The 22,067-nt window shown below is 70.0% G+C and carries 27 protein-coding genes and 2 pseudogenes; 19 read left to right on the forward strand and 10 right to left on the reverse strand.

Features of this window, described 5'->3' with window-relative positions; genetic code table 11:
- Positions 1-94 precede the first annotated feature (94 nt).
- From G3M57_RS03075 to lgt, 4 genes are all read right to left on the reverse strand, one after another.
- Entirely contained in the window at positions 95-1,033 is a 939-nt protein-coding gene (locus tag G3M57_RS03075; RefSeq protein ID WP_056758528.1) for a ribose-phosphate pyrophosphokinase, read from the reverse strand.
- Positions 1,034-1,134: 101 nt separating this feature from the next.
- Positions 1,135-1,914, reverse strand: coding sequence for a peptidoglycan editing factor PgeF (gene pgeF, locus G3M57_RS03080; protein WP_163228645.1), 780 nt, complete (start codon positions 1,912-1,914; stop codon positions 1,135-1,137).
- Between the two features lie 2 nt (positions 1,915-1,916).
- Positions 1,917-2,984, reverse strand: coding sequence for a class I SAM-dependent methyltransferase (locus G3M57_RS03085; RefSeq protein WP_163228647.1), 1,068 nt, complete (start codon positions 2,982-2,984; stop codon positions 1,917-1,919).
- The gene (gene lgt / locus G3M57_RS03090) at positions 2,971-3,879 is read right to left on the reverse strand and encodes a prolipoprotein diacylglyceryl transferase (protein WP_163228648.1); all 909 of its coding nucleotides are present in this window, start codon (positions 3,877-3,879) and stop codon (positions 2,971-2,973) included. The genes G3M57_RS03085 and lgt overlap by 14 nt, the downstream gene beginning before the upstream one ends.
- A 128-nt stretch (positions 3,880-4,007) precedes the next feature.
- On the opposite strand from lgt, the gene G3M57_RS03095 reads away from it, so the two are divergent.
- The 4 genes from G3M57_RS03095 (at position 4,008) to G3M57_RS03110 (ending at position 6,440) form a co-directional block, all read left to right on the forward strand.
- Positions 4,008-4,274 carry an accessory factor UbiK family protein gene (locus tag G3M57_RS03095; protein WP_163228650.1) on the forward strand — a complete coding sequence of 89 codons (267 nt, stop codon included), beginning with the start codon at positions 4,008-4,010 and terminating at the stop codon, positions 4,272-4,274.
- A 126-nt stretch (positions 4,275-4,400) separates the two neighbouring features.
- On the forward strand, positions 4,401-4,907 hold the full coding sequence (locus tag G3M57_RS03100) for a type III secretion system chaperone family protein (protein ID WP_056758539.1): 507 nt from the start codon (positions 4,401-4,403) through the stop codon (positions 4,905-4,907).
- 141 nt (positions 4,908-5,048) lie between these two features.
- Complete coding sequence (gene proC, locus G3M57_RS03105; RefSeq protein ID WP_056758542.1) at positions 5,049-5,834, forward strand: pyrroline-5-carboxylate reductase; 786 nt, start codon at positions 5,049-5,051, stop codon at positions 5,832-5,834.
- Positions 5,835-5,897: 63 nt separating this feature from the next.
- On the forward strand, positions 5,898-6,440 hold the full coding sequence (locus G3M57_RS03110) for a hypothetical protein (RefSeq protein WP_056758545.1): 543 nt from the start codon (positions 5,898-5,900) through the stop codon (positions 6,438-6,440).
- An 86-nt stretch (positions 6,441-6,526) separates the two neighbouring features.
- On the opposite strand, the gene G3M57_RS03115 is transcribed toward G3M57_RS03110, so the two are convergent.
- A complete protein-coding gene (locus tag G3M57_RS03115) occupies positions 6,527-7,867 on the reverse strand; it encodes a hypothetical protein (protein WP_056758548.1) in 1,341 nt (446 codons plus the stop codon).
- A 118-nt stretch (positions 7,868-7,985) separates the two neighbouring features.
- Between G3M57_RS03115 and G3M57_RS03120 the strand changes: the two genes are divergently transcribed.
- Complete coding sequence (locus G3M57_RS03120; protein ID WP_056758550.1) at positions 7,986-9,071, forward strand: MBL fold metallo-hydrolase; 1,086 nt, start codon at positions 7,986-7,988, stop codon at positions 9,069-9,071.
- A 45-nt stretch (positions 9,072-9,116) separates the two neighbouring features.
- Here G3M57_RS03120 and G3M57_RS03125 read toward each other — a convergent pair whose 3' ends face one another.
- Positions 9,117-9,650 (reverse strand): SRPBCC family protein, encoded by a 534-nt coding sequence (locus G3M57_RS03125; RefSeq protein WP_056758553.1) that lies wholly within the window; start codon positions 9,648-9,650, stop codon positions 9,117-9,119.
- Positions 9,647-9,991 carry an ArsR/SmtB family transcription factor gene (locus G3M57_RS03130; protein WP_244322594.1) on the reverse strand — a complete coding sequence of 115 codons (345 nt, stop codon included), beginning with the start codon at positions 9,989-9,991 and terminating at the stop codon, positions 9,647-9,649. Before G3M57_RS03130 ends, G3M57_RS03125 begins: the two co-directional genes overlap by 4 nt.
- Before the next feature lie 137 nt (positions 9,992-10,128).
- On the opposite strand from G3M57_RS03130, the gene G3M57_RS03135 reads away from it, so the two are divergent.
- The 5 genes from G3M57_RS03135 to G3M57_RS03155 all read left to right on the forward strand — a co-directional run bounded on the left by G3M57_RS03135 (position 10,129) and on the right by G3M57_RS03155 (position 13,732).
- A complete protein-coding gene (locus G3M57_RS03135; RefSeq protein ID WP_056759056.1) occupies positions 10,129-10,572 on the forward strand; it encodes a MarR family winged helix-turn-helix transcriptional regulator in 444 nt (147 codons plus the stop codon).
- Positions 10,569-11,339, forward strand: coding sequence for an enoyl-CoA hydratase (locus G3M57_RS03140; RefSeq protein ID WP_056758561.1), 771 nt, complete (start codon positions 10,569-10,571; stop codon positions 11,337-11,339). The genes G3M57_RS03135 and G3M57_RS03140 overlap by 4 nt, the downstream gene beginning before the upstream one ends.
- 1 nt (position 11,340) lies before the next feature.
- The gene (locus tag G3M57_RS03145) at positions 11,341-11,754 is read left to right on the forward strand and encodes a DUF3995 domain-containing protein (protein WP_056758563.1); all 414 of its coding nucleotides are present in this window, start codon (positions 11,341-11,343) and stop codon (positions 11,752-11,754) included.
- 41 nt (positions 11,755-11,795) lie between these two features.
- Positions 11,796-12,764, forward strand: coding sequence for an SDR family NAD(P)-dependent oxidoreductase (locus G3M57_RS03150; protein WP_056758566.1), 969 nt, complete (start codon positions 11,796-11,798; stop codon positions 12,762-12,764).
- 110 nt (positions 12,765-12,874) lie between these two features.
- Positions 12,875-13,732, forward strand: coding sequence for an SDR family oxidoreductase (locus G3M57_RS03155; protein WP_056758569.1), 858 nt, complete (start codon positions 12,875-12,877; stop codon positions 13,730-13,732).
- A 120-nt stretch (positions 13,733-13,852) separates the two neighbouring features.
- Here G3M57_RS03155 and G3M57_RS03160 read toward each other — a convergent pair whose 3' ends face one another.
- Complete coding sequence (locus G3M57_RS03160) at positions 13,853-14,185, reverse strand: TfoX/Sxy family protein (RefSeq protein WP_056758572.1); 333 nt, start codon at positions 14,183-14,185, stop codon at positions 13,853-13,855.
- On the opposite strand from G3M57_RS03160, the gene G3M57_RS03165 reads away from it, so the two are divergent.
- Both G3M57_RS03165 and G3M57_RS27850 read left to right on the forward strand, forming a co-directional pair.
- Positions 14,186-14,677 carry a GNAT family N-acetyltransferase gene (locus G3M57_RS03165; RefSeq protein ID WP_163228652.1) on the forward strand — a complete coding sequence of 164 codons (492 nt, stop codon included), beginning with the start codon at positions 14,186-14,188 and terminating at the stop codon, positions 14,675-14,677.
- Positions 14,678-14,787: pseudogene (locus G3M57_RS27850) on the forward strand (hypothetical protein); the annotation flags it as partial.
- Positions 14,788-14,794: 7 nt separating this feature from the next.
- On the opposite strand, the gene G3M57_RS03170 reads toward G3M57_RS27850, so the two are convergent.
- Positions 14,795-16,093, reverse strand: a complete 1,299-nt coding sequence (locus tag G3M57_RS03170; RefSeq protein WP_056758579.1) for an MFS transporter — start codon at positions 16,091-16,093, stop codon at positions 14,795-14,797.
- A gap of 256 nt (positions 16,094-16,349) precedes the next feature.
- Between G3M57_RS03170 and G3M57_RS03175 the strand changes: the two genes are divergently transcribed.
- The 7 genes and pseudogenes from G3M57_RS03175 to G3M57_RS03200 all read left to right on the forward strand — a co-directional run bounded on the left by G3M57_RS03175 (position 16,350) and on the right by G3M57_RS03200 (position 21,129).
- Positions 16,350-16,883, forward strand: coding sequence for a GNAT family N-acetyltransferase (locus G3M57_RS03175; RefSeq protein WP_163228653.1), 534 nt, complete (start codon positions 16,350-16,352; stop codon positions 16,881-16,883).
- 115 nt (positions 16,884-16,998) lie between these two features.
- A complete protein-coding gene (locus tag G3M57_RS03180; protein ID WP_163233636.1) occupies positions 16,999-17,574 on the forward strand; it encodes a DUF1285 domain-containing protein in 576 nt (191 codons plus the stop codon).
- A 2-nt stretch (positions 17,575-17,576) separates the two neighbouring features.
- A complete protein-coding gene (locus G3M57_RS03185; protein WP_056759059.1) occupies positions 17,577-18,215 on the forward strand; it encodes a CoA pyrophosphatase in 639 nt (212 codons plus the stop codon).
- 111 nt (positions 18,216-18,326) lie between these two features.
- Positions 18,327-19,565, forward strand: a complete 1,239-nt coding sequence (locus G3M57_RS03190; RefSeq protein ID WP_373287718.1) for a CCA tRNA nucleotidyltransferase — start codon at positions 18,327-18,329, stop codon at positions 19,563-19,565.
- A 5-nt stretch (positions 19,566-19,570) separates the two neighbouring features.
- A pseudogene (locus tag G3M57_RS27855) lies at positions 19,571-19,692 on the forward strand (hypothetical protein); the annotation flags it as partial.
- Positions 19,693-19,718: 26 nt separating this feature from the next.
- Positions 19,719-20,423: a glutamine amidotransferase-related protein gene (locus G3M57_RS03195; RefSeq protein WP_163228656.1), complete on the forward strand. Its 705-nt coding sequence runs from the start codon at positions 19,719-19,721 to the stop codon at positions 20,421-20,423.
- Positions 20,424-20,481: 58 nt separating this feature from the next.
- Positions 20,482-21,129 carry a hypothetical protein gene (locus G3M57_RS03200; RefSeq protein ID WP_056758590.1) on the forward strand — a complete coding sequence of 216 codons (648 nt, stop codon included), beginning with the start codon at positions 20,482-20,484 and terminating at the stop codon, positions 21,127-21,129.
- Positions 21,130-21,172: 43 nt separating this feature from the next.
- Here G3M57_RS03200 and hemF read toward each other — a convergent pair whose 3' ends face one another.
- On the reverse strand, positions 21,173-22,057 hold the full coding sequence (gene hemF / locus G3M57_RS03205; protein ID WP_056758593.1) for an oxygen-dependent coproporphyrinogen oxidase: 885 nt from the start codon (positions 22,055-22,057) through the stop codon (positions 21,173-21,175).
- Positions 22,058-22,067: the final 10 nt, after the last annotated feature.

Consider the following 22,067-nt stretch of genomic DNA (forward strand, 5'->3'; position numbering starts at 1 on the left):
CGATATTGTGACAGTCAGCCCGTTAACCATGTCTTGACAAGCTCAACCGTCAAGGTTGCGTTTCAGCCCAAAGAGACGGGTTCGCCGAGCGTCCTCAGTCGAACAGCTTGGAGACCGATTCCTCGTTGGCGATCCGGCGGATGGCCTCGCCGATCAGCGGCGCGCAGGACACGTAGCGGATCTTGGGGCACGCCTTGACCGTGTCCGAAGCCTCGATCGAGTCGGTGACCACCAGCTCGGTCAGCACCGAATTGGCCACCCGGTCGGCGGCGGCGCCCGACAGCACCCCGTGGGTGACATAGGCCGAGACCGACTTGGCGCCGTGGGCCATCAGGGCGGCGGCGGCGTTGCACAGGGTGCCGGCCGAATCGACGATGTCGTCGAACAGGATGCAGCGCCGGTCCTTCACGTCGCCGATGATGTTCATCACCTCGCTCTCGCCGGGGGCGGAGCGGCGCTTGTCGACGATGGCCAGGTCGGCGTCGTTCAGGCGCTTGGCCAGGGCGCGGGCCCGCACCACGCCGCCGACGTCCGGCGAGACGACCATCAGGTCGTCGCCCATCTTGTAGCGCTTGTGGATGTCGTCGGCGAGCAGGCGCGAGGGCAGCAGGTTGTCGGTCGGGATGTCGAAGAAGCCCTGGATCTGGCCGGCGTGGAGATCCATCGTCAGCACGCGGTCGGCGCCCGAGCGGGTGATCAGGTTAGCCACCAGCTTGGCCGAGATCGGGGTGCGGCCCCCGGTCTTGCGGTCCTGGCGGGCGTAGCCGAAATAGGGCAGCACGGCCGTGATCCGCTTGCCCGACGCGCGCTTCAGGGCGTCGATGCAGATCAACAGTTCCATCAGGTTGTCGTTGGCCGGATAGCTGGTCGACTGGATGACGAAGACGTCCTCGCCCCGCACGTTCTCGTCGATGGTGACGAACACCTCCAGGTCGGCGAACCGGCGCACCTGGGCGCGGGTCAGCGGCATGTCGAGATATTCCGCGATGGCCTGGGCCAGGGTGCGGTTCGAGTTGCCGGACAGCAGCTTCATGGTTTTGTCTCGGGGAGGGGTGTCGCCGTTGCGGGGGCTTCTAGCAGTCCCGGGCGCGGGAACAACCCCGAGTCTCGCCAGATTCTGCTTATTCGACATACTCACGCTTCGAGGGCGATCGCCGACAGAAGTCGTCCGTAGTCGGACTCCCCGGCCAGGAAGGCCCTGCGGTTCGAAAAGAACAGGTCCGGCTCGGTGCGAGTGTCGCGGCCGATCCATTCGCTTTGTCCGACGCCGGCCGTGTCCAGGCGGTCCAGAACGAAGGCCGGCAGGTCGAACAGGCGCTTGTCGTCGGCTGCGCCGGGCGAAAAGAATCGGCCGGAGCCGGGGCTGTCGGCCTCGAAGCGCTGCAGGAACTCCAGCCCCACCTCGTAGGATTGCGGCCCGATGCAGGGGCCGACGGCGGCGACCATGCGCGAGGGCTCGGCGCCCAGGGCCGTCATCTGGTCGACCGCGGCCTGGACGACGCCGTCCAGGGCGCCGCGCCAGCCGGCGTGGGCGGCGGCGACCACCCTGGCGACCGGATCGGCGATCAGCACCGGCGCGCAGTCGGCGTGCAGGGCGCCGCAGACCACGCCCGGCGTCCGCGTCACCACCGCGTCGCCCTGCGGCCGCACGTCGCCCCACGAGCCGTCGGCGACGATGGCGATGGTCGAGTGGATCTGGAAGCAGGTGTTGAGGTCTTCGGGCGCGGCCCCGAACCAGGCCGCGGCTCGGGCGCGGTTCTCGGCGACGTCGGCCGGATCGTCCTGGCTGCCGCGCCCGACGTTGAGGCTGGCGTAGACCCCGGTCGAGACCCCGCCCTGGCGGGTGAAGAACGCATGCCTGACCCCGGCGACGGCGGCCAGCAGGGGCGACTGGACGGTGGGCAGGTCGGTCATGGTCAAGGGCCCTCGAAGAGCGGAGGAGAAAGTCCGGGAGCGGACAGGCAGACCGCCTTGAACAGCTGTCCCATCTGGGCGGCGCCGGTCAGGCGATCAAGTTGCCGGGCCAGCTTGTCGGCTTGGTCAGGCCGCGCGGCGGCCAGGGCCTGGGCGCGCTGATCGATCCCCAGGCCCTGCAGGAACGCGCCCTGGGGCAGGATGGGTCCCGTCGTGGCGCCCGCCTCGGCGGCGGCGGCCAGCACGGCGGGAAAGTCGGCCCAGACGGTCAGGTCGGCCTGGCCGGGCTGGGCCAGCGGCGAGACCTTGGTGTGCGCCTTCAGCGCCTGCAGCGTGTCGCCCGGTCCCGGCGCGTCGCGGCCGTAGTCGATCAGCAGCGCCGCCCCGCCGTCGCGGGCGACGCGGTGGCCGATCTCGGAGCCGAGGGCGGCCTGGGCGGGGGATGATTCCACGACAACGCCGGGTTCCAGATCCTCCCCCACAGGGGGAGGACCTAAGTGTTTCAGCCCGAACGCCAGGTTCCCGTGCTCATCCAGCCCGACCACCCGCTCGGCCCAGCCGTCCAGCGTCCGCACGAACTGGTGCGCAGGCAGGCAGTCCAGCACCTCGTTGGCCACCAGGAGCAGCGGCGCGCCGGCCGGCACGGCCTCCAGGCGGTCGGCCCAGCGCGGCGTCACGGGCGCGTTCGCCAGCTTGGCGGCCTGGACCCGACGCAGCGGCGGCGAGACCTCGACCAGCCGCAGGTCGGCGGCGGCCAGGAACTCGGGCAGCAGCCGCGCGGCGCGCAGGATGTCGGAAATCAGCGTCCCGTCCCCCGGCCCGATCTCCACCAGCCGCACCGGCGCCGGCCGGCCCATAAGGGTCCAGGTTTCCAGGATCCACAGGCCGATCAGCTCGCCGAACATCTGGCTGACGGCCGGCGCGGTCAGGAAGTCGCCGTCCTCACCCAGCGCGGGGCGGGTGGCGTAATAGCCGTCGCGCGGATCGTGCAGGCAGCGGGTGACGTATTCGGCGACGCTGATCGGGCCGTCCTGGGCGATCTGGGCCCGCAGGCGGTCAAGCAGGCTCATGATCGTCCGCGGCGGCGGCGGGAACCGGCGCGCGCAGGGCCCGCCACAGCAGCGCCGCGCCGACCAGCAGCATCGGGATCGACAACATCATCCCCATGGTCAGGCCGAACGGGAAGGCGGGCATGCCGTGGTCGGGGTTGCGGACGTTCTCCAGCAGGGCGCGGAACAGGCCGTAACAGATCAGGAAGGTCGCCACGAGCGCGCCGCGGCGGCGCAGCCACTTCAGCCGGTAGACCGCGAAGTTCAGGATCAGGAACAGCAGGACGCCTTCCAGCGCGGCCTCGTACAATTGGCTGGGATGGCGCGGCAGCTCGCCGGCGGGACAGACGCCCCGGTTGGCCGCGCGGATGGTGTCGTTGCAGAACACCATGCCGAACGGGTGGTCGGTGACCCGGCCCCAGAGCTCGCCATTGATGAAGTTGGCGCAGCGGCCGAAGAACAGGCCGATGGGCGCCACCGGCGCGACCAGGTCGCCCAGTCGGAGAATGTCGATCTTCTGCTGGCGGGCGAACAGGGCGACCGCCGCGCAGACCCCCAGGAAGCCGCCGTGGAAGGACATGCCGCCCTCCCAGATCTTGAAGACCGACAGCGGATCCTGCGCCAGGCTGGCCCGCTGGCCGTCGTTGACCAGCATGTAGAACAGGATGTAGCCGATCCGGCCGCCCAGGATGATGCCCAGGGTGATCCACAGCACCAGGTCGTCGATCTGCAGCGAGGTAGCGGTGGGTTTCTGGCCGCCCCAGAGCCCGGCGTTCCGGACCAGCCGGATCGCGTACTGCCAACCCAGCAGGATGCCGGCGACATAGGCCAGGGCGTACCAGCGCAGGGCCAGCGGCCCCCACTGCAGGGCCCAGGGGCCGATATGGATGATGGGGTCGATGTCGGGGAAGATCACGCCGCGAGCGCTCCGGACGGACAGAGGGTCGCACCTCTACCGCGTTCGCTCTTCGCTTTCATCCTTCCTTTCCCATATAAGACGCGCGACGAACCGCGCCGCGCCCCCCGCCGGGCTTTGGGAATCCGATGCACAGCCAAAACCCCTTCCTCGACGAATTCGCCAAGCTGACCCAGGCCGCCATGGGCATCGCCCAGACCGCCGGCGAGGAAGCCAAGACCGCCATGCGGGCCCAGGCCGATCGCCTGGCCGCCGAGTTCGACCTGATCCGGCGCGACGATTTCGAAGCCTTGAAGGCCGAGGTGGCGGCGCTTCGCGAGGAAGTCGCGGCGCTGAAGGTCAAGAAAACCCCGGCCAGGAAGGCCAATCCTGGTAGCGATAACGCGGCCGAATAGGCGAGTTTCGTTCCCGTTCGACGTGAAGGCGGTTGTGACGCCGCCCGCGAAGCAGATTAGAGTCCTCGCAGTGGGTGATTTGGTCGGGTCCCACGACCCGTCTCTCCCCGGGGGTCAAAGGGTCTAATGGACACCCAACCGGAAGAAGACGACGTCCTGCTGGCGATGGATCCGCTGGAAGTGGTGGAGCATGTGCTGGCGGCGGAGAACCTGACGTTCGACCGCACCGAGGACGGCGACCTGGCCTTCGCCCTGACCGGCGACTGGAAGGACTACGAGCTGTGGTTCGCCTGGCGGCCCGAGGCCGACTGCCTGCAGCTGTGCCTGTCGCTGGACCTGCGCGCCAGCAAGACCAAGCGCCCCAGCGCCTACCAGCTGCTGTCGATGATCAACCAGCGCGTCTGGCTGGGCCATTTCGAGGTCTGGACCGAGGACGGCGAGGTGGTGTTCCGCCACGCCCTGGCCCTGCCGGCCGGCGAGCGCCCGACCATGGCCCAGGCAGCCTCGATGATCGACGCGGCGGTGGAAGCCGCCGACCGCTTCTACCCCGCCTTCGACTTCCTGCTGCACGGCGCCAAGACCCCGGACGAGGCCATGGCCGCCTGCATGTTCGAGACCGTCGGCCAGGCTTAGGATCGGGGACATGCCCTTGCGGCGTGTCCCCACCCGACGCGCCGATCTGGAATGGGGACACGCCGCAAGGGCATGTCCCCGGCTCGCTCCCTGGAGCATGACCTGCTAGGCAGGCCGCTTCCAGTTTAGCGGAGCCTTCTCATGACCACCCCCATCCTTCTCCTCGGCGCCGGGCGCATGGGCGGGGCCCTGATCGCGGGTTGGGCCAAGGCCGGGGCGTTCGCCGCCAGCGAGCTGATCATCCGCGACCCCAACGCCGACCCCGCCGCCTTCCCGGGCGCGACGGTCAACCCGCCGCTCGAAGCGCTGGCCTCCGCCAAGACCGTGCTGCTGGCCGTCAAGCCGCAGATCTGGCGCGAGGCCGTGGCCGATGTCTTCCCGCACCTGGCGCCCGACGCGGTGATCGTCTCGATCGCCGCCGGAGTGCGCGCGGCCGACATCTCTGAGGCGTTCGGGGGCCGGGCCGTGGCCCGGGTGATGCCGACCACCGCCGTCGCCATCGGCCTGGGCACGGCCAGCATCGTCGCCGACACGATCGAGGCCCGGGCCCGCGCCCATGCCCTACTGGACCCCGTCGCTACAACGGTCGACCTCGAGGATGAGGCGCTGATGCACGCCGCGACGGCGGTTTCCGGCTCTGCCCCGGCCTATCTCTACGCCTTCATCGAGGCGCTGGAGGCGGCGGGCGCGGACCAGGGCCTGGACCCGGCCGACTCGGCCAGGCTGGCGCGGGCCACCATCGTCGGGGCGGCGGCCCTGCTGGGCCAGGGCGGCGAGGAACCGGCCGAGCTGCGCCGGCAGGTCACCTCGCCCGGCGGCACCACCGCCGCGGCCCTGAATGTGCTGATGGGCGAGGGCGGTTTCGGCGACCTGCTGCCGCGCGCGTTGGAGGCGGCGGTGAACCGGTCGGTGGAGCTGGGGGCATAGCCGTCTTCTCCCCCTTGGAGAGGGTTCTTGTAAGCGCCCCGCTCACCCGCCATCTCAGCAGCCATGAGCACCGCTGAAGACATTCTCGACCGCGCCGCCGCCGCCGCGCTCGCCCTGGCCGCCGACCGGCCGTGGACGCAGGTCAGCCTGCGCGACATCGCCCTGAAGGCCGAAGTCCCGTTCGCCGAGCTCTACGCCCGGGCCGACGGCAAGGGCGCGGTGCTCAACCACCTGGCCGCCCGCTTCGACCGCGCGGCCCTGGCCACCGTGTCGGCGGACGACGCCAGCGCCCATGACCGGCTGTTCGACGCGGCCATGGCCCGGATCGAGGCGATGGAGCCGCATCGCGCCGCCCTGATCGCCATCAGCCGGTCCGAAAGTCCGGTGGTCTCGGCCCTGCGCTTTCCCAGGACCGCCCGGGCCGTTCTGGAGGCCGCCGGTCTCGACGCCACCCCGGCCCGACTGGCCGCCATGTCGGCGGTCTGGGGCCGCACCCTGCAGGTCTGGCGCGACGACGAAGGCGCCCTGAACCGCACCATGGCCGAGCTGGACAAGCGCCTGAAGCAGATGGCCGCGGGCCTGGAGAAGGTCGGGGCGGGCTTCTAGGGGCCGCTTGTCGCCATCGGACGGGTCAGCAAAAAGCCCGCCGGGATCGCTCCCGGCGGGCTTGCTGTTTCAGGCTTGAGTCTCGATCAGCCCTTGGTGGCGTTGGTCGGCAGCTTGCAGCCGCCGCCCACGCCCTTGGCCTGCAGGCACGAGAGCAGTTCGGCCGGCTTGGGCGCGGTCTGGTTCAGCGGATAGGCCATCACCCAGCCCGGCAGCCCGTCCGAGCAGGCGACTTCGACGAAGCCCTGGGTGGCGGTCTGGCCGATGATGCGCGAACCGGAGACGGTGCAGCTGCCCTTGCCCAGGCCCTTCAGGTCGGCCGTCAGGCGCGGATAGACCGCGTCCGGCTTGGTGAAGCTGCAGCGATAGCCGTTCATTTCCGAGGTCACGCAGTCGTAGACGGTGTTGCCGGTCCCGGTGAAGATGCCGATGCCGCCGTCCGGACGGTTGGAGCACTTCAGCTCGACGATCTCCTTGCGGGGGTCGTTGCTGGGCAGCATGCCGTACTTCTCGACCTTGCAGTCGAAGCCGGCCTTGGTGGCCAGCTTGCTGTAGAGGCCGGCCTGTTCGGTCTGGGCCGCCACGGCGTCGCTCAGGGTGCAGCCGCCGCCGACGAAGCCGGCCTGGGCGCAGTCGATGGCCTTGACCAGCGCGCCGCCGGCCGCGGCCTGCTGCAGCACGTAGCCCTTGCCGTCCTGGCAGGCGACTTCGAAGTAGTTGTCCGTCTTGGTGCTGAGGATGTAGCGCTTGTCCTTGATCGCGCAGCTCTTGCCCGCCGCGGCGTTCAGCTGGTCGACGACGGCCAGCTGGGTGGCCTTGTCGGTCAGCTTGCAGCTGACATTGCCGCCTTCCTCGTACAGCAGGCAGCTGTTGACCGTGACGTCCTGGTCGACATTGATCGGGGCCGAGGTCTGGACGATGTAGCCGGCGCCGCCCTTACAGGCGACTTCGAAATAGGCGTTCTTGGCGCCGGCGCCGATGGCGCGGGCGTTCTGGATGTCGCAGGGCGTGTTGGCCTTGGCCAGGTACGGCACCAGGCCGGTCTTGGGATCGGCGTTGGCGGGCAGCAGGCAGGCCAGGGCGCTGGGCTTGCCGTCGGCGCCGGGCTGGGCGGTCTCCAGGCAGCTGTAGGCCTGGGGCGCGGCGTCCTTCTTGGCCAGCAGCGCGAAGCCCAGGCCCTGCTGGCAGGCGACTTCGTAATAGTCGGTGCTGGTCTTCTTGTCGTTGCCGATCAGGCGGGCGTCCGTGACGGTGCACGAAATGCCGGCGGCCTTGGCGACGTCCGGCGCGGCCTTCATGCCGGCCTCGCGGGCCTTGGCGTCGACGGCGGCCGGCTTTTCCTTGTCCTTCGCCGCCGAGATCACGGTGGCGGGAACGAGCGCGGCGAGCGCGAGGGCGGCCGTCAAGCCGATCGCGATGGGCCTCATGGGGTACGTCTCCTGGGGTAAATTCCTCGCGGCGGACTTAAGGCCCGCTTGCATCGAGGGTCAAGATGTCGTCCGACGGGGGCGCAATCATGACGATGGCCGCGACCGGAGGACGCAAATGCGGGACGGGATCGAGGAAGATGCGCCCGAACCGGCCGAAAAAACGCACAGGCCGAGGCTGGTCTATCCGTTTGAGACCGCGCCGGAAACCGGATCGGGCCAAGCGGTCGAGGTAGCACCCGGCGTCCTGTGGCTGCGCCAGCCGCTGGGCGGCTCGCTGGGCTTCATCAATGTCTGGGCGATCGCCGACGGCGAGGGCTGGGCGGTGGTCGACACCGGCTTTCAGACCAAGGAGACCTCGCAGGCCTGGCGCGCGGCCTTCGCCGGGGCCCTGGACGGGCGGCCGATCACCCGGGTGATCGTCACCCATCTGCATCCGGACCATGTGGGCTTGGCCGGCTGGATCGCACGCAAGTTTGACGTCCGCCTGTGGATGACCCGGCTGGAGTACTTCCAGTGCCGGATGCTGGTGGCCGACACCGGTCGCGAGGCGCCCGAGGACGGGGTGCGGTTCTTCCGCGCCGCGGGCTGGGACGAGGAGGCGATCGAGAACTACAAGGCCCGGTTCGGCGGCTTCGGCAAGATGATCTACCAACTACCTGACAGCTACCGCCGGATGACCGACGGGGAGGTGTTCCGCATCGGCGACCACGACTGGCGGGTGGTGACTGGCCAGGGCCACTCGCCCGACCACGCCTGCCTGTGGTGCGAGGCGCTGGGCGTCTTGATCTCCGGCGACCAGGTGTTGCCCAGGATCTCGTCCAACGTCTCGGTGTTCCCGACCGAGCCGGACGCCGATCCGCTGAGCGACTGGCTGACCTCGCTGGCCAAGGTGAGGGCGACCGTGCCGGACACGGTGCTGGTGTTGCCGGCCCACAACGATCCGTTCCGCGGGCTGCACGCCCGGATCGACGGCCTGATCTCGGGCCACGAGCGGGGGCTGGGGCGGTTGGCCGGAAAGCTGGCCGAGCCCAAGCGGGCGGTCGACGTGTTCGGCGCGCTGTTCGCCCGGCCGATCGGTCCCGATCTGCTGGGCATGGCCACGGGCGAGGCCCTGGCTCACCTCAACTGCCTGATCGGGCGCGGCCTGGCGACGCGCGAGGCGGACGCCGACGGGGTGAACTGGTACCGCGCGGCGGGCTAGGGTCCGAGATTGGGGACAGGCGCATGCGCCTGTCCCCAGCCGTGATCAAGCCGACAGCCGCTTTTCGTACTCGGCCTTGAGCTTGCTCCAGCCGTCCCAGAACGACGCCGTCTGCGGCTTGCCGCTGATCCTGGTGACCAGCACGTCGAGGTGGGCGTGCCAGCCGGCGCTGACGTTCAGCAGCTGGGCTTGGTCGGGCAGGCGGCGGTGGATGACCGTCAGCAGCACCTTGTCGCCGGCCGGCTCCAGCTCGAACGAAACCTCGCCCTGGTTCCAGGTGAAGGCCAGCTTTCGGTTGGGCTCCAGCGCCAGGATCCGGCTTTCCAGGCGATGCTCGGCCCCGAAGCCGTCGGGCCGCGCGCCGGGCGGGTCGCTCAGTTCGTCGTTGCGCCAGACCAGTTCGAACGGCGTGCCGGATTTCATCTCCATCTGGCCGGCCGCCAGCCATTGGCGACGCAGCTCGCTCTGGGTGAGATAGGCCCAGACGCGGTCGACGGGACCGGGCAGCAGGCGCTGGATCTTCAGGGTCAGGGGCTCGATCAGTTCGCCATAGGCGGAAAGGGTCGCAAGGTCGCTCATTGGTCGTCTCCTTGTTTCGGGGGCGGGGCGTTGCGGGCGTCCTCCTCGCGAAGGAGCCGGTCGAGCACGTCCAGACGGCCGGTCCAGAAGTGCTCGTAGAAGTTCAGCCACTCGTGGGCCGTGGCCAGCGGGCCGGGGTCGAGGCGGCACAGGTGCGTGCGGCCGCGGACCTCGCGCTGGATCAGGCCGGCGCTTTCCAGGGCCTTGATGTGCTTGGAGGCGGCGGCCAGCGAGATCGAGAACGGTTCGGCCAGCTGGCCGACCGTCCGTTCGCCGTTCACCAGTTCGCGCAGCATCCGGCGGCGGGTGGCGTCGCCGAGGGCGTGGAAGACGCTGTCCAATTGGGGGGTAAGTAATTCAACCATGTGGTTGAATGTGTAGCGCGGCCCATCGAGAGTCAACCAACTGGTTGAATGTTTTCGTCGAATGGTCGAAACATTCGTTTGATATTTCGCGCGCGAACTATAACCATGGCGCCATGACCACGCCTCCCGACCGCCGCCTGGTGTTCCTGCTCAATGTCGCCCACCGGCGGGTGCAGCGCTATGTCGAGGCCAAGATGGCGGCCAAGGGTGGGCTGACCGCCGCCCAGTCCGGGGCCCTGTTCGTGCTGGGGCAGAAGGACGGGGCCCTGATCGGCGAGGCCGCCGAGGCCCTGGACCTGGCGCCCTCGGCCATGACGGGCCTCGTCGACCGCATGGTCCGCGCCGAGCTGGTCGAGCGCCGGCCCGACCCCAAGGACGGCCGCGCCCTGCGCCTCTATCTCACCGACAAGGGGCGCGAGGCCCGCGAGGACGCCAAGGCCGGCGTCGAAGGCCTCAACGCCCACCTGACCGCCGGCTTCACGGACGACGAGATCGCCGTCGTGTCGCGCTGGCTGAGCAGCCTGCAAACCAAGTTCCCCAAAGGAGACCCCGCATGACCGACCACGTTAAGGTCGAAATCGACGCCGGCGTGATGACCCTCACCCTGGCGCGGCCGGACAAGAAGAACGCCCTTTCCAACGCCATGTACGGCGTTCTGGCCGACAGCCTGGAGCAGGCCGAGAGCGACCCGACCGTGCGGGTGGTGGTGTTCCAGGCCGACGGCGACAGCTTCAGCGCCGGCAACGACCTGCAGGACTTCGCGGCCCAGGCCACCGGCGCCTTCACCGGCGAGCGCCACGTGATGCGGTTCCTGAAGAACCTGGCGAAGGCGACCCGGCCGCTGGTCGCCGCCGTTCAGGGCCAGGCCGTGGGCGTGGGCACGACCATGCTGCTGCATTGCGACCTGGTGTTCACCAGTCCCGACGCCAGGCTGACCACGCCCTTCGTCAACTTGGCCCTGGTGCCCGAGGCCGCCTCCAGCTGGCTGCTGCCGGCCCGCATCGGCCACGCCCGGGCCTACGCCATGTTCGCCCTGGGCGAGGCGGTCAGCGGCGAGACGGCCGCGGCCTGGGGGATCGCCAACGCTTGCGTGCCGCTGGACGAGCTGCGCGCCAAGGCCCGTGCCGCCGCCGACCAACTGGCCAAGCGTCCGCTGGGCGCCCTGACGACGACCAAGTCGCTGATGCGCGACGCTGAGGCGATCTCGGCGCTGATGGACAAGGAAGGCGAGCTGTTCGGCCAGCGTCTGCAGACCGCCGAGGCCCGCGAAGCCTTCATGGCCTTCGCCGAGCGTCGCGCGCCCGACTTCAGCAAGGTCGGCTGAGGTGGCGCTGGCCCTGATCCTGGCGGCGGCCCTGTTCGCCCTCGCCGGGATCCACCTCTATTGGGGGTTCGGCGGCCGCTGGCCCGGCCATGACGAGGCCTCGATGGTCGAGCATGTGGTGGGCCGTACGCGGGGCATGCGCGCTCCAGGTTTCCTGGCTTCCGCCGCGGTCGCGGCGGCGCTGGCGGCCGGCGGCGTCCTGGCCCTGTCCAGCTTGACGCAGACCCGCTGGGACGGGGCGTTGGGCGCGGCGCGCTGGGCCTTGTTCGCCATCTTCGCAGGGCGGGGCCTGGCGTCCTATGTCCCGCCCGTCTTCCGCTACGCCGAGGGCACGCCGTTCGCGACGCTCAATCGTCGGGCCTACGGGCCCCTGTGCCTGGCGATCGCCTTGGGGATCCTGGTCTTGCAGCTGTAGCGTCCGTCACCGTCAAAAAGACCGCAGGGAAGAAACGCATCATGGCCGACCGCATCAAATCCCCGTTCGGGGCCTATACCGACGCTCGCGACGTGGTCGGCGGCCATGACCTGGCCGGCAAGGTCGCCATCGTCACCGGCGGGGCCACCGGCATCGGCGTCGAGACCGCTCGCGCCCTGGCCGAAACGGGGGCCGAGGTGGTGATCGCGGTGCGCAAGCCCGACCTGGCCGAGGCGGCAGTGGCGGACATCGCCAAGACCGCCAAGGGGAAGGTTTCCTGGTCGATGCTGGACCTTTCCAGCTTTCAGTCGATCCGCGCCTTCGCCGCGCGCTGGGGCGAGCGGCCGCTGAACCTGCTGATCAACAACGCCGGGGTCATGGCCTGCCCGCTCGCCTATACCGAAGACGGGCTGGAGATGCAGATCGGCACGAACCATTTCGGCCACTTCCTGCTGTCGGTGCTGCTGGCCCCGAACCTGACGGCGGGCGCCCGACGGTCCGGCAAGACCTCGCGCCTGGTGTCGCTGTCGTCGATCGGCCATCGCCGCGCGCCGATGAACTTCGACGACCCGCATTTCCGCTCGCACCCTTACGACAAGTGGGAAAGCTACGGCCAGGCCAAGACCGCCAACGCCCTGTTCGCCGTAGGCTTCGACAGGCGGTTCAGCGACCAGGGCGTGCGGGCCAATGCGGTGATGCCGGGCGGCATCTTCACGCCGCTGCAGCGCCACCTGCCGCTCGATGAGCAGAAGGCCCTGGGCTGGCTGGACGACGACGGCAAGCCGCGCGCCGGCTTCAAGACCCCGCAGCAGGGCGCCTCGACCAGCGTCTGGGCCGCCGTGGGCGATGAACTGGAAGGCGTCGGCGGGCTCTATCTGGAGGACCTGGCCCAGGCCGTCCCGTGGAGCAAGGAACACCCGTGGGCCGGGGTCATGCCCCACGCCTTGGATCCCGAGGCGGCCGAGCGGCTCTGGACGCTGTCGGTGGAGACCGCCGGCGCGGGGGGCTGACGCCGATTCATCCGCCTTGCCGGGCCCGCGCTGAAGGATCAGGGTCCCGTCCACCGTGTGATCGCCCGGGCCGGGGCCATCCTGGCCAGAACCGCATCGAGAGCAGAAGCATGAGCCTAGCTGGCAAGACCCTCTTCATCACCGGCGCCTCGCGCGGCATCGGCTTGGCCATCGCCCTGCGCGCCGCCCGCGACGGCGCCAACATCGTCGTCGCCGCCAAGACCGCCGAGGCCCATCCCAAGCTGCCGGGCACCATCTACACCGCCGCCGAGGCGATCGAGGCGGCCGGCGGCAAGGCCTTGCCGCTGGTGGTCGACGTGCGCGAGGAGGCCAGCGTCCAGGCCGCGGTCGACAAGGCGGTCGAGACGTTCGGCGGCATCGACATCTGCGTCAACAACGCCTCGGCGATCTCGCTGACCGGCACGCTGTCGACGGACATGAAGCGCTACGACCTGATGCACCAGATCAACGGACGCGGCACGTTCCTGACCTCGAAGATCTGCCTGCCGCACCTGAAGAAGGCGGCCAACCCGCACATCCTGGCGCTGTCGCCGCCGCTGGACATCAAGCCCCGCTGGTTCGCGCCGCACGTGGCCTATTCGATGGCCAAGTACAATATGAGCCTGTGCATGCTGGGCATGGCCGAGGAGTTCCGGTCCGACGGCGTGGCCTGCAACGCCCTGTGGCCGCGCACCGCCATCGCCACCGCCGCCATCCAGTTCGCCCTGACCGGCGAGGAGGGCCTCAAGCACTGCCGCACGGTCGAGATCATGGCCGACGCGGCCCACGCCATGTTCCTCAAGCCCTCGCGGGAATTCACCGGCCAGTTCGTGATCGACGACACGTTCCTCTACGCCGAGGGCGTGCGCGACTTCGACCAGTACCGCGTCGACCCGACCGCCACCCTGATGCCCGACTTCTTCGTGCCCGAGGACAGCGTCCCGCCGCCGGGCGTGGTGATCGGGTAGCGCCCTGCGTCCTTCGAGGCGCGCTCAGGAGCGCGCACCTCAGGATGAGGATTTCACAGCCAACCCTCGCTCCTCATCCTGAGGTGCGAGGCGCAGCCGAGCCTCGAAGGACGCACCGCGCTAAGGTTTCCGCCCCTTCCGCGCCGCCGCCACGGCGATCGAGCGGCGCGCCCAGTCCACCATCAGGTCGGGATCGTCCAGCGCCTCGGCGGGCGCCGTCCAGTAGGCCATCGGGCTCATGCCGAACGGCGCGAACTGGATGCTGCCGGCCGCTTCGAAATCGGGGCGCAGGGCCTCGTCGCCCTTCAGGTACAGGGTGTCGTCGTCCACCAGGGCGAAGAACAGGCCTTGGGCGTAGAGCCCGACTCCGCCGAACATCCGGCGCGAGGTCAGCGGCCCGACCGGGGCCAGCTGTTCGAGCACGAAATCCAGATAGTCCGAAGAGACCGCCATATGCCCGTCACCACCCAAGTCTCGGTTCGTCCCGCCGTCGCCGCCGACGGCGATTTGATCCTGCAGTTCATCCGCGACCTGGCCGCTTACGAGAAGCTGCTGGATGACGTGCGGGCGACGCGGGACGACATCACGGTGGCGCTGTTCGGCGATAATCCCAAGGCCTTCTGCGACATCGCCGAGATCGACGGCCGGCCGGTGGGGTTCGCCCTGTGGTTCTACAACTTCTCGACCTTCGTCGGCCGGCACGGGATCTATCTGGAGGACCTGTTCGTCCAACCTCAGGCGCGCGGCTCGGGCGCGGGCAAGGCGCTGCTGGCCAACCTGGCCAGGCGCTGCGTCGACGAGAACCTGGGCCGGCTGGAATGGGCCGTGCTGGACTGGAACGCCCCGTCGATCGCCTTCTACGACAGCCTGGGCGCGGCGGCGATGGACGAATGGATCGTGCGCCGGATGACGGGCGAGGCGTTGGCGAGGCTGGCGGGGGTGTAGCGCCGTGCGTCCTTCGAGGCTCGGCTACGCCTCGCACCTCAGGATGAGGAATTCAGAGCAGCAAAGCGCCTCATCCTGAGGCGCCCGCGCAGCGGGCCTCGAAGGACGCACGGCCCGCTATTCCAGCCGGTCAGCCTTCCGCAGTTCCGGGAACATCTTCGCCCAGGCCCCGGTCACCACCAGCGCCCCGACGCCGCCGAAGACGGCCGCGCCGACCGGGCCCAGGAACCGCGCCGCGACGCCGCTCTCGAACTCGCCCAGCTCGTTGGAGGCGCTGATGAACAGGCCCGAGACGGCGGCGACCCGGCCGCGCATCGGGTCGGGCGTGACCAGCTGCACCAGGGTCTGGCGGATATAGACCGAGACCATGTCGGCCCCGCCCAGCACCGCCAGGGCCGCCACCGACAGCCACATCCATTGCGACAGGCCGAACACCACCGTGGCCGCACCGAACACCGCCACGGCGCCGAACATCAGCAGGCCTGCTCGGCGGCGGATCTGCTGGCTGGCCAGGACGACGGCCACCAGAGTCGCGCCCACGGCTGGGGCGGCGCGCAGGACGCCGAAGCCCTCCGCGCCGACATGCAGCACGTCGCGGGCGAACACCGGCAGCAGGGCCGTGGCCCCGCCCAGCAACACGGCGAACAGGTCCAGCGAGATCGAGCCGAAGACGATCTTGTTGCGCCAGGTATAGACCAGGCCCTCCTTGATCAGCGTCCAGCGCGAGCCGGGCTGCACCACCGGCTTGGTCGATTGGCGGATGCCCAGCAGGCACAGGCCGCCCAGCAGGAACAGGCCGGCCGAGGCCCCGAAGGCGACGGCCGGCGAGATCGCGCACAGCAGGCCGCCCAGGGCCGGGCCGATGATCGAGGCGCTCTGCCAGGACAGCGAGTTCCAGGCGATGGCGCGCGGCAGCAGCGGGCGCGCCACCAGCATCGGGCCCATGGCGCTGGAGGCCGGCGACAGGAAGGCGCGCCCGGCCCCGAACAGCACGGCGATGGCGAAGATCGGCCACAGGGCCGTATGTCCCGACCAGGCCAGCAGGCCCAGGCCGCCGGCGCACAGGATGTCGACGCCGATCGCGGCGGTCATGATCGCCTTGCGGTCATGCCGGTCGGCGGTCTCGCCCGCGGTCAGGGCCAGGAAGAACAGCGGGATAAACTGGGCCAGGCCGACCATGCCCAGCAGGAAGGCGCCCTGACCCTCGTCGTGGCCGGTCTCGCGGGCCAGGGTGTAGACCTGCCAGCCGATGGTCACCGCCTGGATCTGTACGGCCAGGGTGGCGACGAAGCGGGCGGTCCAGAAAAACAGGAAGTCGGTCTGCCGGAGCAGGGCGCGCATGGACGTGTCCCCCTCCTGCTTTGGCGCTTCGATCGCCGAAGGGACGGAGTCGGGGTCGGGGGGCAGGTCGGTCATCGGCGCGGAACATGTCCCCAGGCGCGCGTCGCCGCAATCGCGTTTGTTTGATGCGACCGTTGATTTCATTGACGCCATGCGCCCCAGGCCCTATTGCGCGCCCTCCAACGGAGGGAAGCGCCGCCATGCGACGCCTGCGACGAACCTGCGCCGCGCGGACCGGAGTCCGCGTCTGAACGCCCCGGAGGCGGCCGTCTCGGCCGCGTCACGAACCGGGGCTATGTCCCCTTTTCGTGTTCCGGATCGTTTAGCGCCCATGTCGTCTTCCGCTGTCGCCCCTTCGCCGCTGCCCCCTTCCATCCTGCTCGAGCGGCCCGAGCACGCCCGCGCCGTCGAGGTGCTGGTCGACCGCGCCTTCGGCCCCGGCCGCTTCGCCAAGTCGTCCGAGCGCCTGCGCGAGGGCAATCGCAAGCTGGATGACTGTTCGTTCGTGGCCCTAAGCAACGAATGGGGGCATGAAGGCCGGGTGATCGGCAGTGTCCGGCTATGGCCGGTGAGGGTGGGCGACAAGGCCGTCGCCTTCCTGGGTCCGCTCGCCGTCGACGCCGACGAGCGCAAGCACGGCCTGGGCCAGGCCCTGGTCGAGGCCGCCTGCGCGGCCGCCGCCAAGGCCGGCTGGCGCGCGGTGCTGCTGGTCGGCGACGCCCCCTATTTCGGCCGTATCGGCTTTTCCGCCGAGCCCGCCGCCCAGGCGACCATGCCGGGTCCGGCCGACCAGCGCCGGGTGCTGGTCAAGGCCTTGGTCGAGGGCGGGGACGCCGGGTTGGCGGGGCCGATCCGTCTGCCCTGAAGATTTGCCCCCGGTAAGGGTGATGACAACTGCTGGGGACAGGCGCATGCGCCTGTCTCCGACCGTGTCCCAGCCATCGCTTGAGCCGGCGGCCGGCTTGCCCTACCTGAAGCCCATGACCGCCGATCCCGCCCCTTCCGGCCTCGCAGGCGTCACCGCAGCAGCAAAGGTGGCGGGCGCCCGCGGCCTGCCGCCGGTCCACCTGTGGCATCCGGAGCATTGCGGCGAGATCGACATCCGCATCCGCAAGGACGGGGTCTGGTTCCACGAGGGCACGCCGATCGGCCGTGAGGCCCTGGTGCGGCTGTTCTCGACCGTGCTGCGGCTGGATCCGGACGGCTATCACCTGGTCACGCCCGTCGAAAAGCTGAAGATCCAGGTCGAGGACGCGCCGTTCGTCGCCACGCGCGTAGACCAGATGGGCGATAGTCTGCGCTTCGAGACCAATGTCGGCGACGCGGTCGAGGCCGGGCCGGACAACGCCATCCGGGTCGAGACCGACCCGGCGACCGGCGAACCCCGGCCCTATCTTCACGTGCGGCGCGGGCTGGAGGCGCTGATCGCCCGGCCGGTGTTCTACGAGCTGGCCGAACTGGCCGCCGAGCGCGAGACGCCGGAGGGACCGCGCCTGGGCGTCACGTCGAACGGCGCCTGGTTCCCGATCGCCCCCGCCGGGGCGCATCGGCCGTGACCCTGAGCCGAGATGAGCGGCGGGCCTGGATCGCCAGCCGGCTGGATCCGATCAGCGCCTACGATCCCAGCCTGGACGCGGCGCGGTCGGACTTCGACCTCAATCCCGGCCTGAGACCCGACAATCCCCACGCCCTGCGGCCGGCCGCCGTGTTGGTCGGCCTGGTGGAGCGCGAGGCGGGCATGACCGTCCTGCTGACCCGCCGGGCCGACACCCTGCGCAGCCACACCGGCCAGATCGCCTTTCCGGGCGGTCGCTGCGATCCCGGCGAGACGCCCTGGGAGACGGCCCTGCGGGAGGCGCAGGAAGAGGTCAATCTCGACCCCAAGTTCGTGACCCTGGCGGGCCTGCTGCACGGCTATCGCACCGTGACCGGCTTCCATGTCACCCCGGTGGTCGGCTTCATCGATCCGGCCGCCACCTTCGAGGCCAGTCCCGACGAGGTGGCCGACGTGTTCGAGACGCCGTTCGCCTTCCTGATGGATCCCGGCAACCATCAGCGCCAGCACCGCGACCTGCCGGACGGCGAGCGGCGGTTCTTCTACGCCATGCCGTGGAACGAGCGGTTCATCTGGGGCGCGACCGCCGGCATGCTGCGCGCGTTGTACGAGCGGCTGCACGGCGAGGACGTCGCGGCCTGACGCTGCGTCACCGGCGGTCCGGGCTTGCCGGTTCGAGATAATCGTTTGAAATGCCTGCCCCCGCGTGTGGGGCGTGTCGTGACTTGGGGGCGATGGGTGAACACCGAGACGATGGGCGCGGCGCCCTGGATGGCGCTGCCGGAGACCCAGGCCGTGATCGCCGCGCTCGAGGCGCGAGGCGGCCCCGGCTGCGCGCGGTTCGTGGGCGGCTGCGTTCGCAACACCCTGATGGGCAAGCCCATCGACGACATCGACATCGCCACCACCCTGACCCCGGACGCGGTGATCGAGGCGCTGGGCGCGACGCGCCTGCGGTCCATCCCCACCGGCGTCGACCACGGCACGGTCACGGCCCTGTCGGGCGGCCACCCCTACGAGATCACCACCCTGCGCCGCGACGTCTCGACCGACGGCCGCCGGGCGGTGGTGGCGTTCACCCAGGACTGGGACGAGGACGCCCAGCGTCGCGACTTCCGCTTCAACGCGCTCTACGCCGACGTCCGCGGCCGGATCTACGATCCGACGGGCGAGGGAATGGGCGACGCGCGCGAGGGGCGGGCGGTGTTCGTCGGGGATGCGGAGACCCGGATCCGCGAGGATTACCTGCGCATCCTGCGGTTCTTCCGTTTCCACGCCTGGTACGGCCGGGGCGAGGCCGACCACGAGGCGCTGGCCGCCTGCCAGGCGCTGAAGGACGGGATCGAGGGCCTGCCCGCCGAGCGCATCCAGAAGGAACTGCTGAAGCTGCTGGCGGCCGACGATCCGCGTCCCGCCCTGCGGCTGATGGCGGCCACCGGGATCCTGTCCGCGATCTTGCCGGCCGTCGAATCCCTGGCCCGCCTCGAGGGGCTGATCACGATCGAGAGCGAGCAACTGTTCGAGAACGATCCCGAACTGCGCCTGGCCGCCCTGATCCCCGGGGATCCCGAGGTCGCCGAGCAGGCAGCCGACGATCTGCGCCTGTCCAACGCCCAGACGGAGCGGCTGGTCCAGGCGGTCGGCCAGTCGCCGCGCCTGGTCAGCTGGATGAGCCCGCGCGAAACCCGCCGGGTGGTCTATGCCCTGGGGCCGAAGGCGTTCAGCGACCGGGTCAAGCTGGCCTGGGCCGGTTCGGACCGATCGGCCGCCACCCCGCAGTGGCGCGGCCTTCTGGCCCTGGGAGAGAGCTGGACGCCGCCCGCCTTCCCGCTGACCGGCGACGAGGTCTTGAAGGCGGGCGTCCCCAAAGGCCCGATGGTCGGCCAGGTGATGCGCGAGGTCGAACTCTGGTGGATCGACCAGGACTTCATCGAGGACAGATTCTCGATCATCGAGCGGCTGAAGGCGGTGGTCCAGGGGATGGTGTTCTAGGCTTTGCGTCCTTCGAGGCTCCGCTTCGCTCCGCACCTCAGGATGAGGAATTCAGCAGGGAGCCCCTCATCCTGAGGCGCCCGCGAAGCGGGCCTCGAAGGACGCGAGGCGGTCGCCTATATCGTGACGGCGACGCCTTTGGAGACCCCGTCCATGAAGATCGGCCTGCTCGAGACCGGCGAACCGCCTGAAGCCCTGCAGCCGGCGTTCGGCCGCTACGCCGCGATGTTCCAGGACCTGCTGGGGCCGGGCCACGACTATGTCGTCTACGATGTCCAGGCGGGCGTGCTGCCCGCCGATCCGGCCGAGTGCGACGCCTATGTGGTCACCGGCTCGTCGGCCGGGGTCTATGACGACCTGCCGTGGATCGCGCCGTTGAAGGCGTTCCTCGTGGACGCCGCCCGCCAGCCGCTGGTCGGCGTCTGTTTCGGTCACCAGGTCATGGCCGAAGCGTTCGGCGGCAAGGTCGTCAAGTCCGACAAGGGCTGGGGCGTGGGCCTGCACCGCTACGACGTGGCCGAACCCCAGCCGTGGATGGACCTGGAGCGCGACCTGGCGGGCGTGGCCGTCCCGGCCTCGCACCAGGACCAGGTGGTGGTCGTGCCGCCAACCGCGCGGGCCGTGGCCGGCAGCGCCTTCACGCCCGCCGGCATCCTGGTCTATGACGACCGGCCGGCCATCTCGATGCAGTTCCATCCCGAGTTCGACCCCGCCTATGCGCGGGCCCTGATCGAGGCCCGGCGGGGCAGCCGGTTCACCGACGCCCAGGCCGACGCGGCCGTCGCCAGCCTGGATCACGCCAACGACCGGGCGAGGGTGGGCGCCTGGATCGCGACCTTTCTCGACCAGCACGCCTGAAATCCGGCAACCTTCGCCGCGACCCGGCCGTTCCGCCTGAAATGCGGAGGCCTAACAAATGAGAGTCGTCACCGTCCTGCTGGCGGCCGGCTGCGTGGCGACGGTCGCCGGCCTGATGCCGTCCGTCTGGGCGGCCGCGCCGGCGCCCGCCGCCAGCGCGCCGGCCGAGACGCTCAAGAGCCCGGCCGACTTCGTCGCGATCAAGGACCCGGCCGCCCGCTCGGCCGCCCTGTTCACCGAGGCCGGCAAGGTGATCGAAAGCCCGCGCTGCATGAACTGCCACCCGGTCCAGCGCGCCCCCACCCAGGGCGACGACCGCCACCCGCACGATCCGCCGATGGTCGGCGGCCAGAGCGGTCACGGACCGGTCGGCCTGCCGTGCGCCGCCTGCCACGGCCCGGCCAACGTCCAGACCTGGGGCCAGGACATCAAGTCGATCCCCGGCGATCCCAAATGGGCCCTGGCGCCGGTGGAGATGGCCTGGCAGGGCAAGTCGCTTGGAGCGATCTGCGCCCAGATCAAGGATCCGGCCCGGAACGGTGGGCGTTCGCTGGCCGAGATCCATCACCACATGGCGGAGGATCACCTGGTCGGCTGGGCCTGGAGCCCGGGCGACGGCCGAGTTCCCGCACCGGGCACTCAGGCCCAGTTCGGCGAACTGGTGCAGGCCTGGATCGACACCGGCGCCAAGTGCCCGAAGGCGTAGTCACGGTCGGAGACAGGCGCATGCGCCTGTCTCCAATCCGACCTTACGGCCACTTCACCTCGGGCGGCATCGAGCTGAGGATCGACTCGACATTGCCGCCGGTCTTCAGGCCGAACATCGTGCCGCGGTCGTAGAGCAGGTTGAACTCCACGTAGCGGCCGCGCTGCACCAACTGCTGGTCGCGTTCCTCGGCCGTCCACGCCTCGCCCATCCGGCGGCGGACCAGGGTCGGGTAGATCTCCAGGAAGGCCTTGCCGACATCCTGGGTGAAGGCGAAGTCGCGCGCCCAGTCGCCGCTGTCGTGATGGTCGTAGAAGATGCCGCCGATACCGCGCGGTTCGTTGCGGTGTGGCAGGAAGAAGTACTCGTCGCACCAGGCCTTGTACTTGGCGTGCCAGGCCGGGTCGTGGGCGTCGCAGGCGCGCTGGTAGGCGGCATGGAAGTCGATGGCGTCGGGGAAGTCCTGTCGGCGCTGGTAGCCGAGCAGGGGAGTCAGGTCGCCGCCGCCGCCGAACCAGCTTTTCGTGGTGGCGATGAAGCGGGTGTTCATGTGCACGGCCGGCACGCGCGGGCTGCGCATGTGGGCGATCAGGCTGATCCCGGTGGCGAAGAACCTCGGGTCTTCGTCGGCGCCCGGCATGTTCTTGGCCATTTCGGGCGTGAAGGTTCCGAACACCGTCGAGACGTGGACGCCGACCTTCTCGAACAGTCGGCCGTGCATCATCGACATCACCCCGCCGCCGCCCGCCTCGCGGTCCCAGGGCTTGCGGACGAACCGGCCGGGCTCGCCGGCGTAGATCTCGGCGGGGGCCTCGTCCTCCAGGCGCTCGAACTCGGCGCAGATCTGGTCGCGCAGGGTTTCGAACCAAGCGCGGGCGGCGCTTTTCTTCTGGCCGAGATCGGTTGGGGTGGGGGACAGTTCGCTCATGTCGACGGAT

Source organism: Caulobacter rhizosphaerae, from assembly GCF_010977555.1.
Taxonomy (GTDB): Bacteria; Pseudomonadota; Alphaproteobacteria; order Caulobacterales; family Caulobacteraceae; genus Caulobacter; species Caulobacter rhizosphaerae.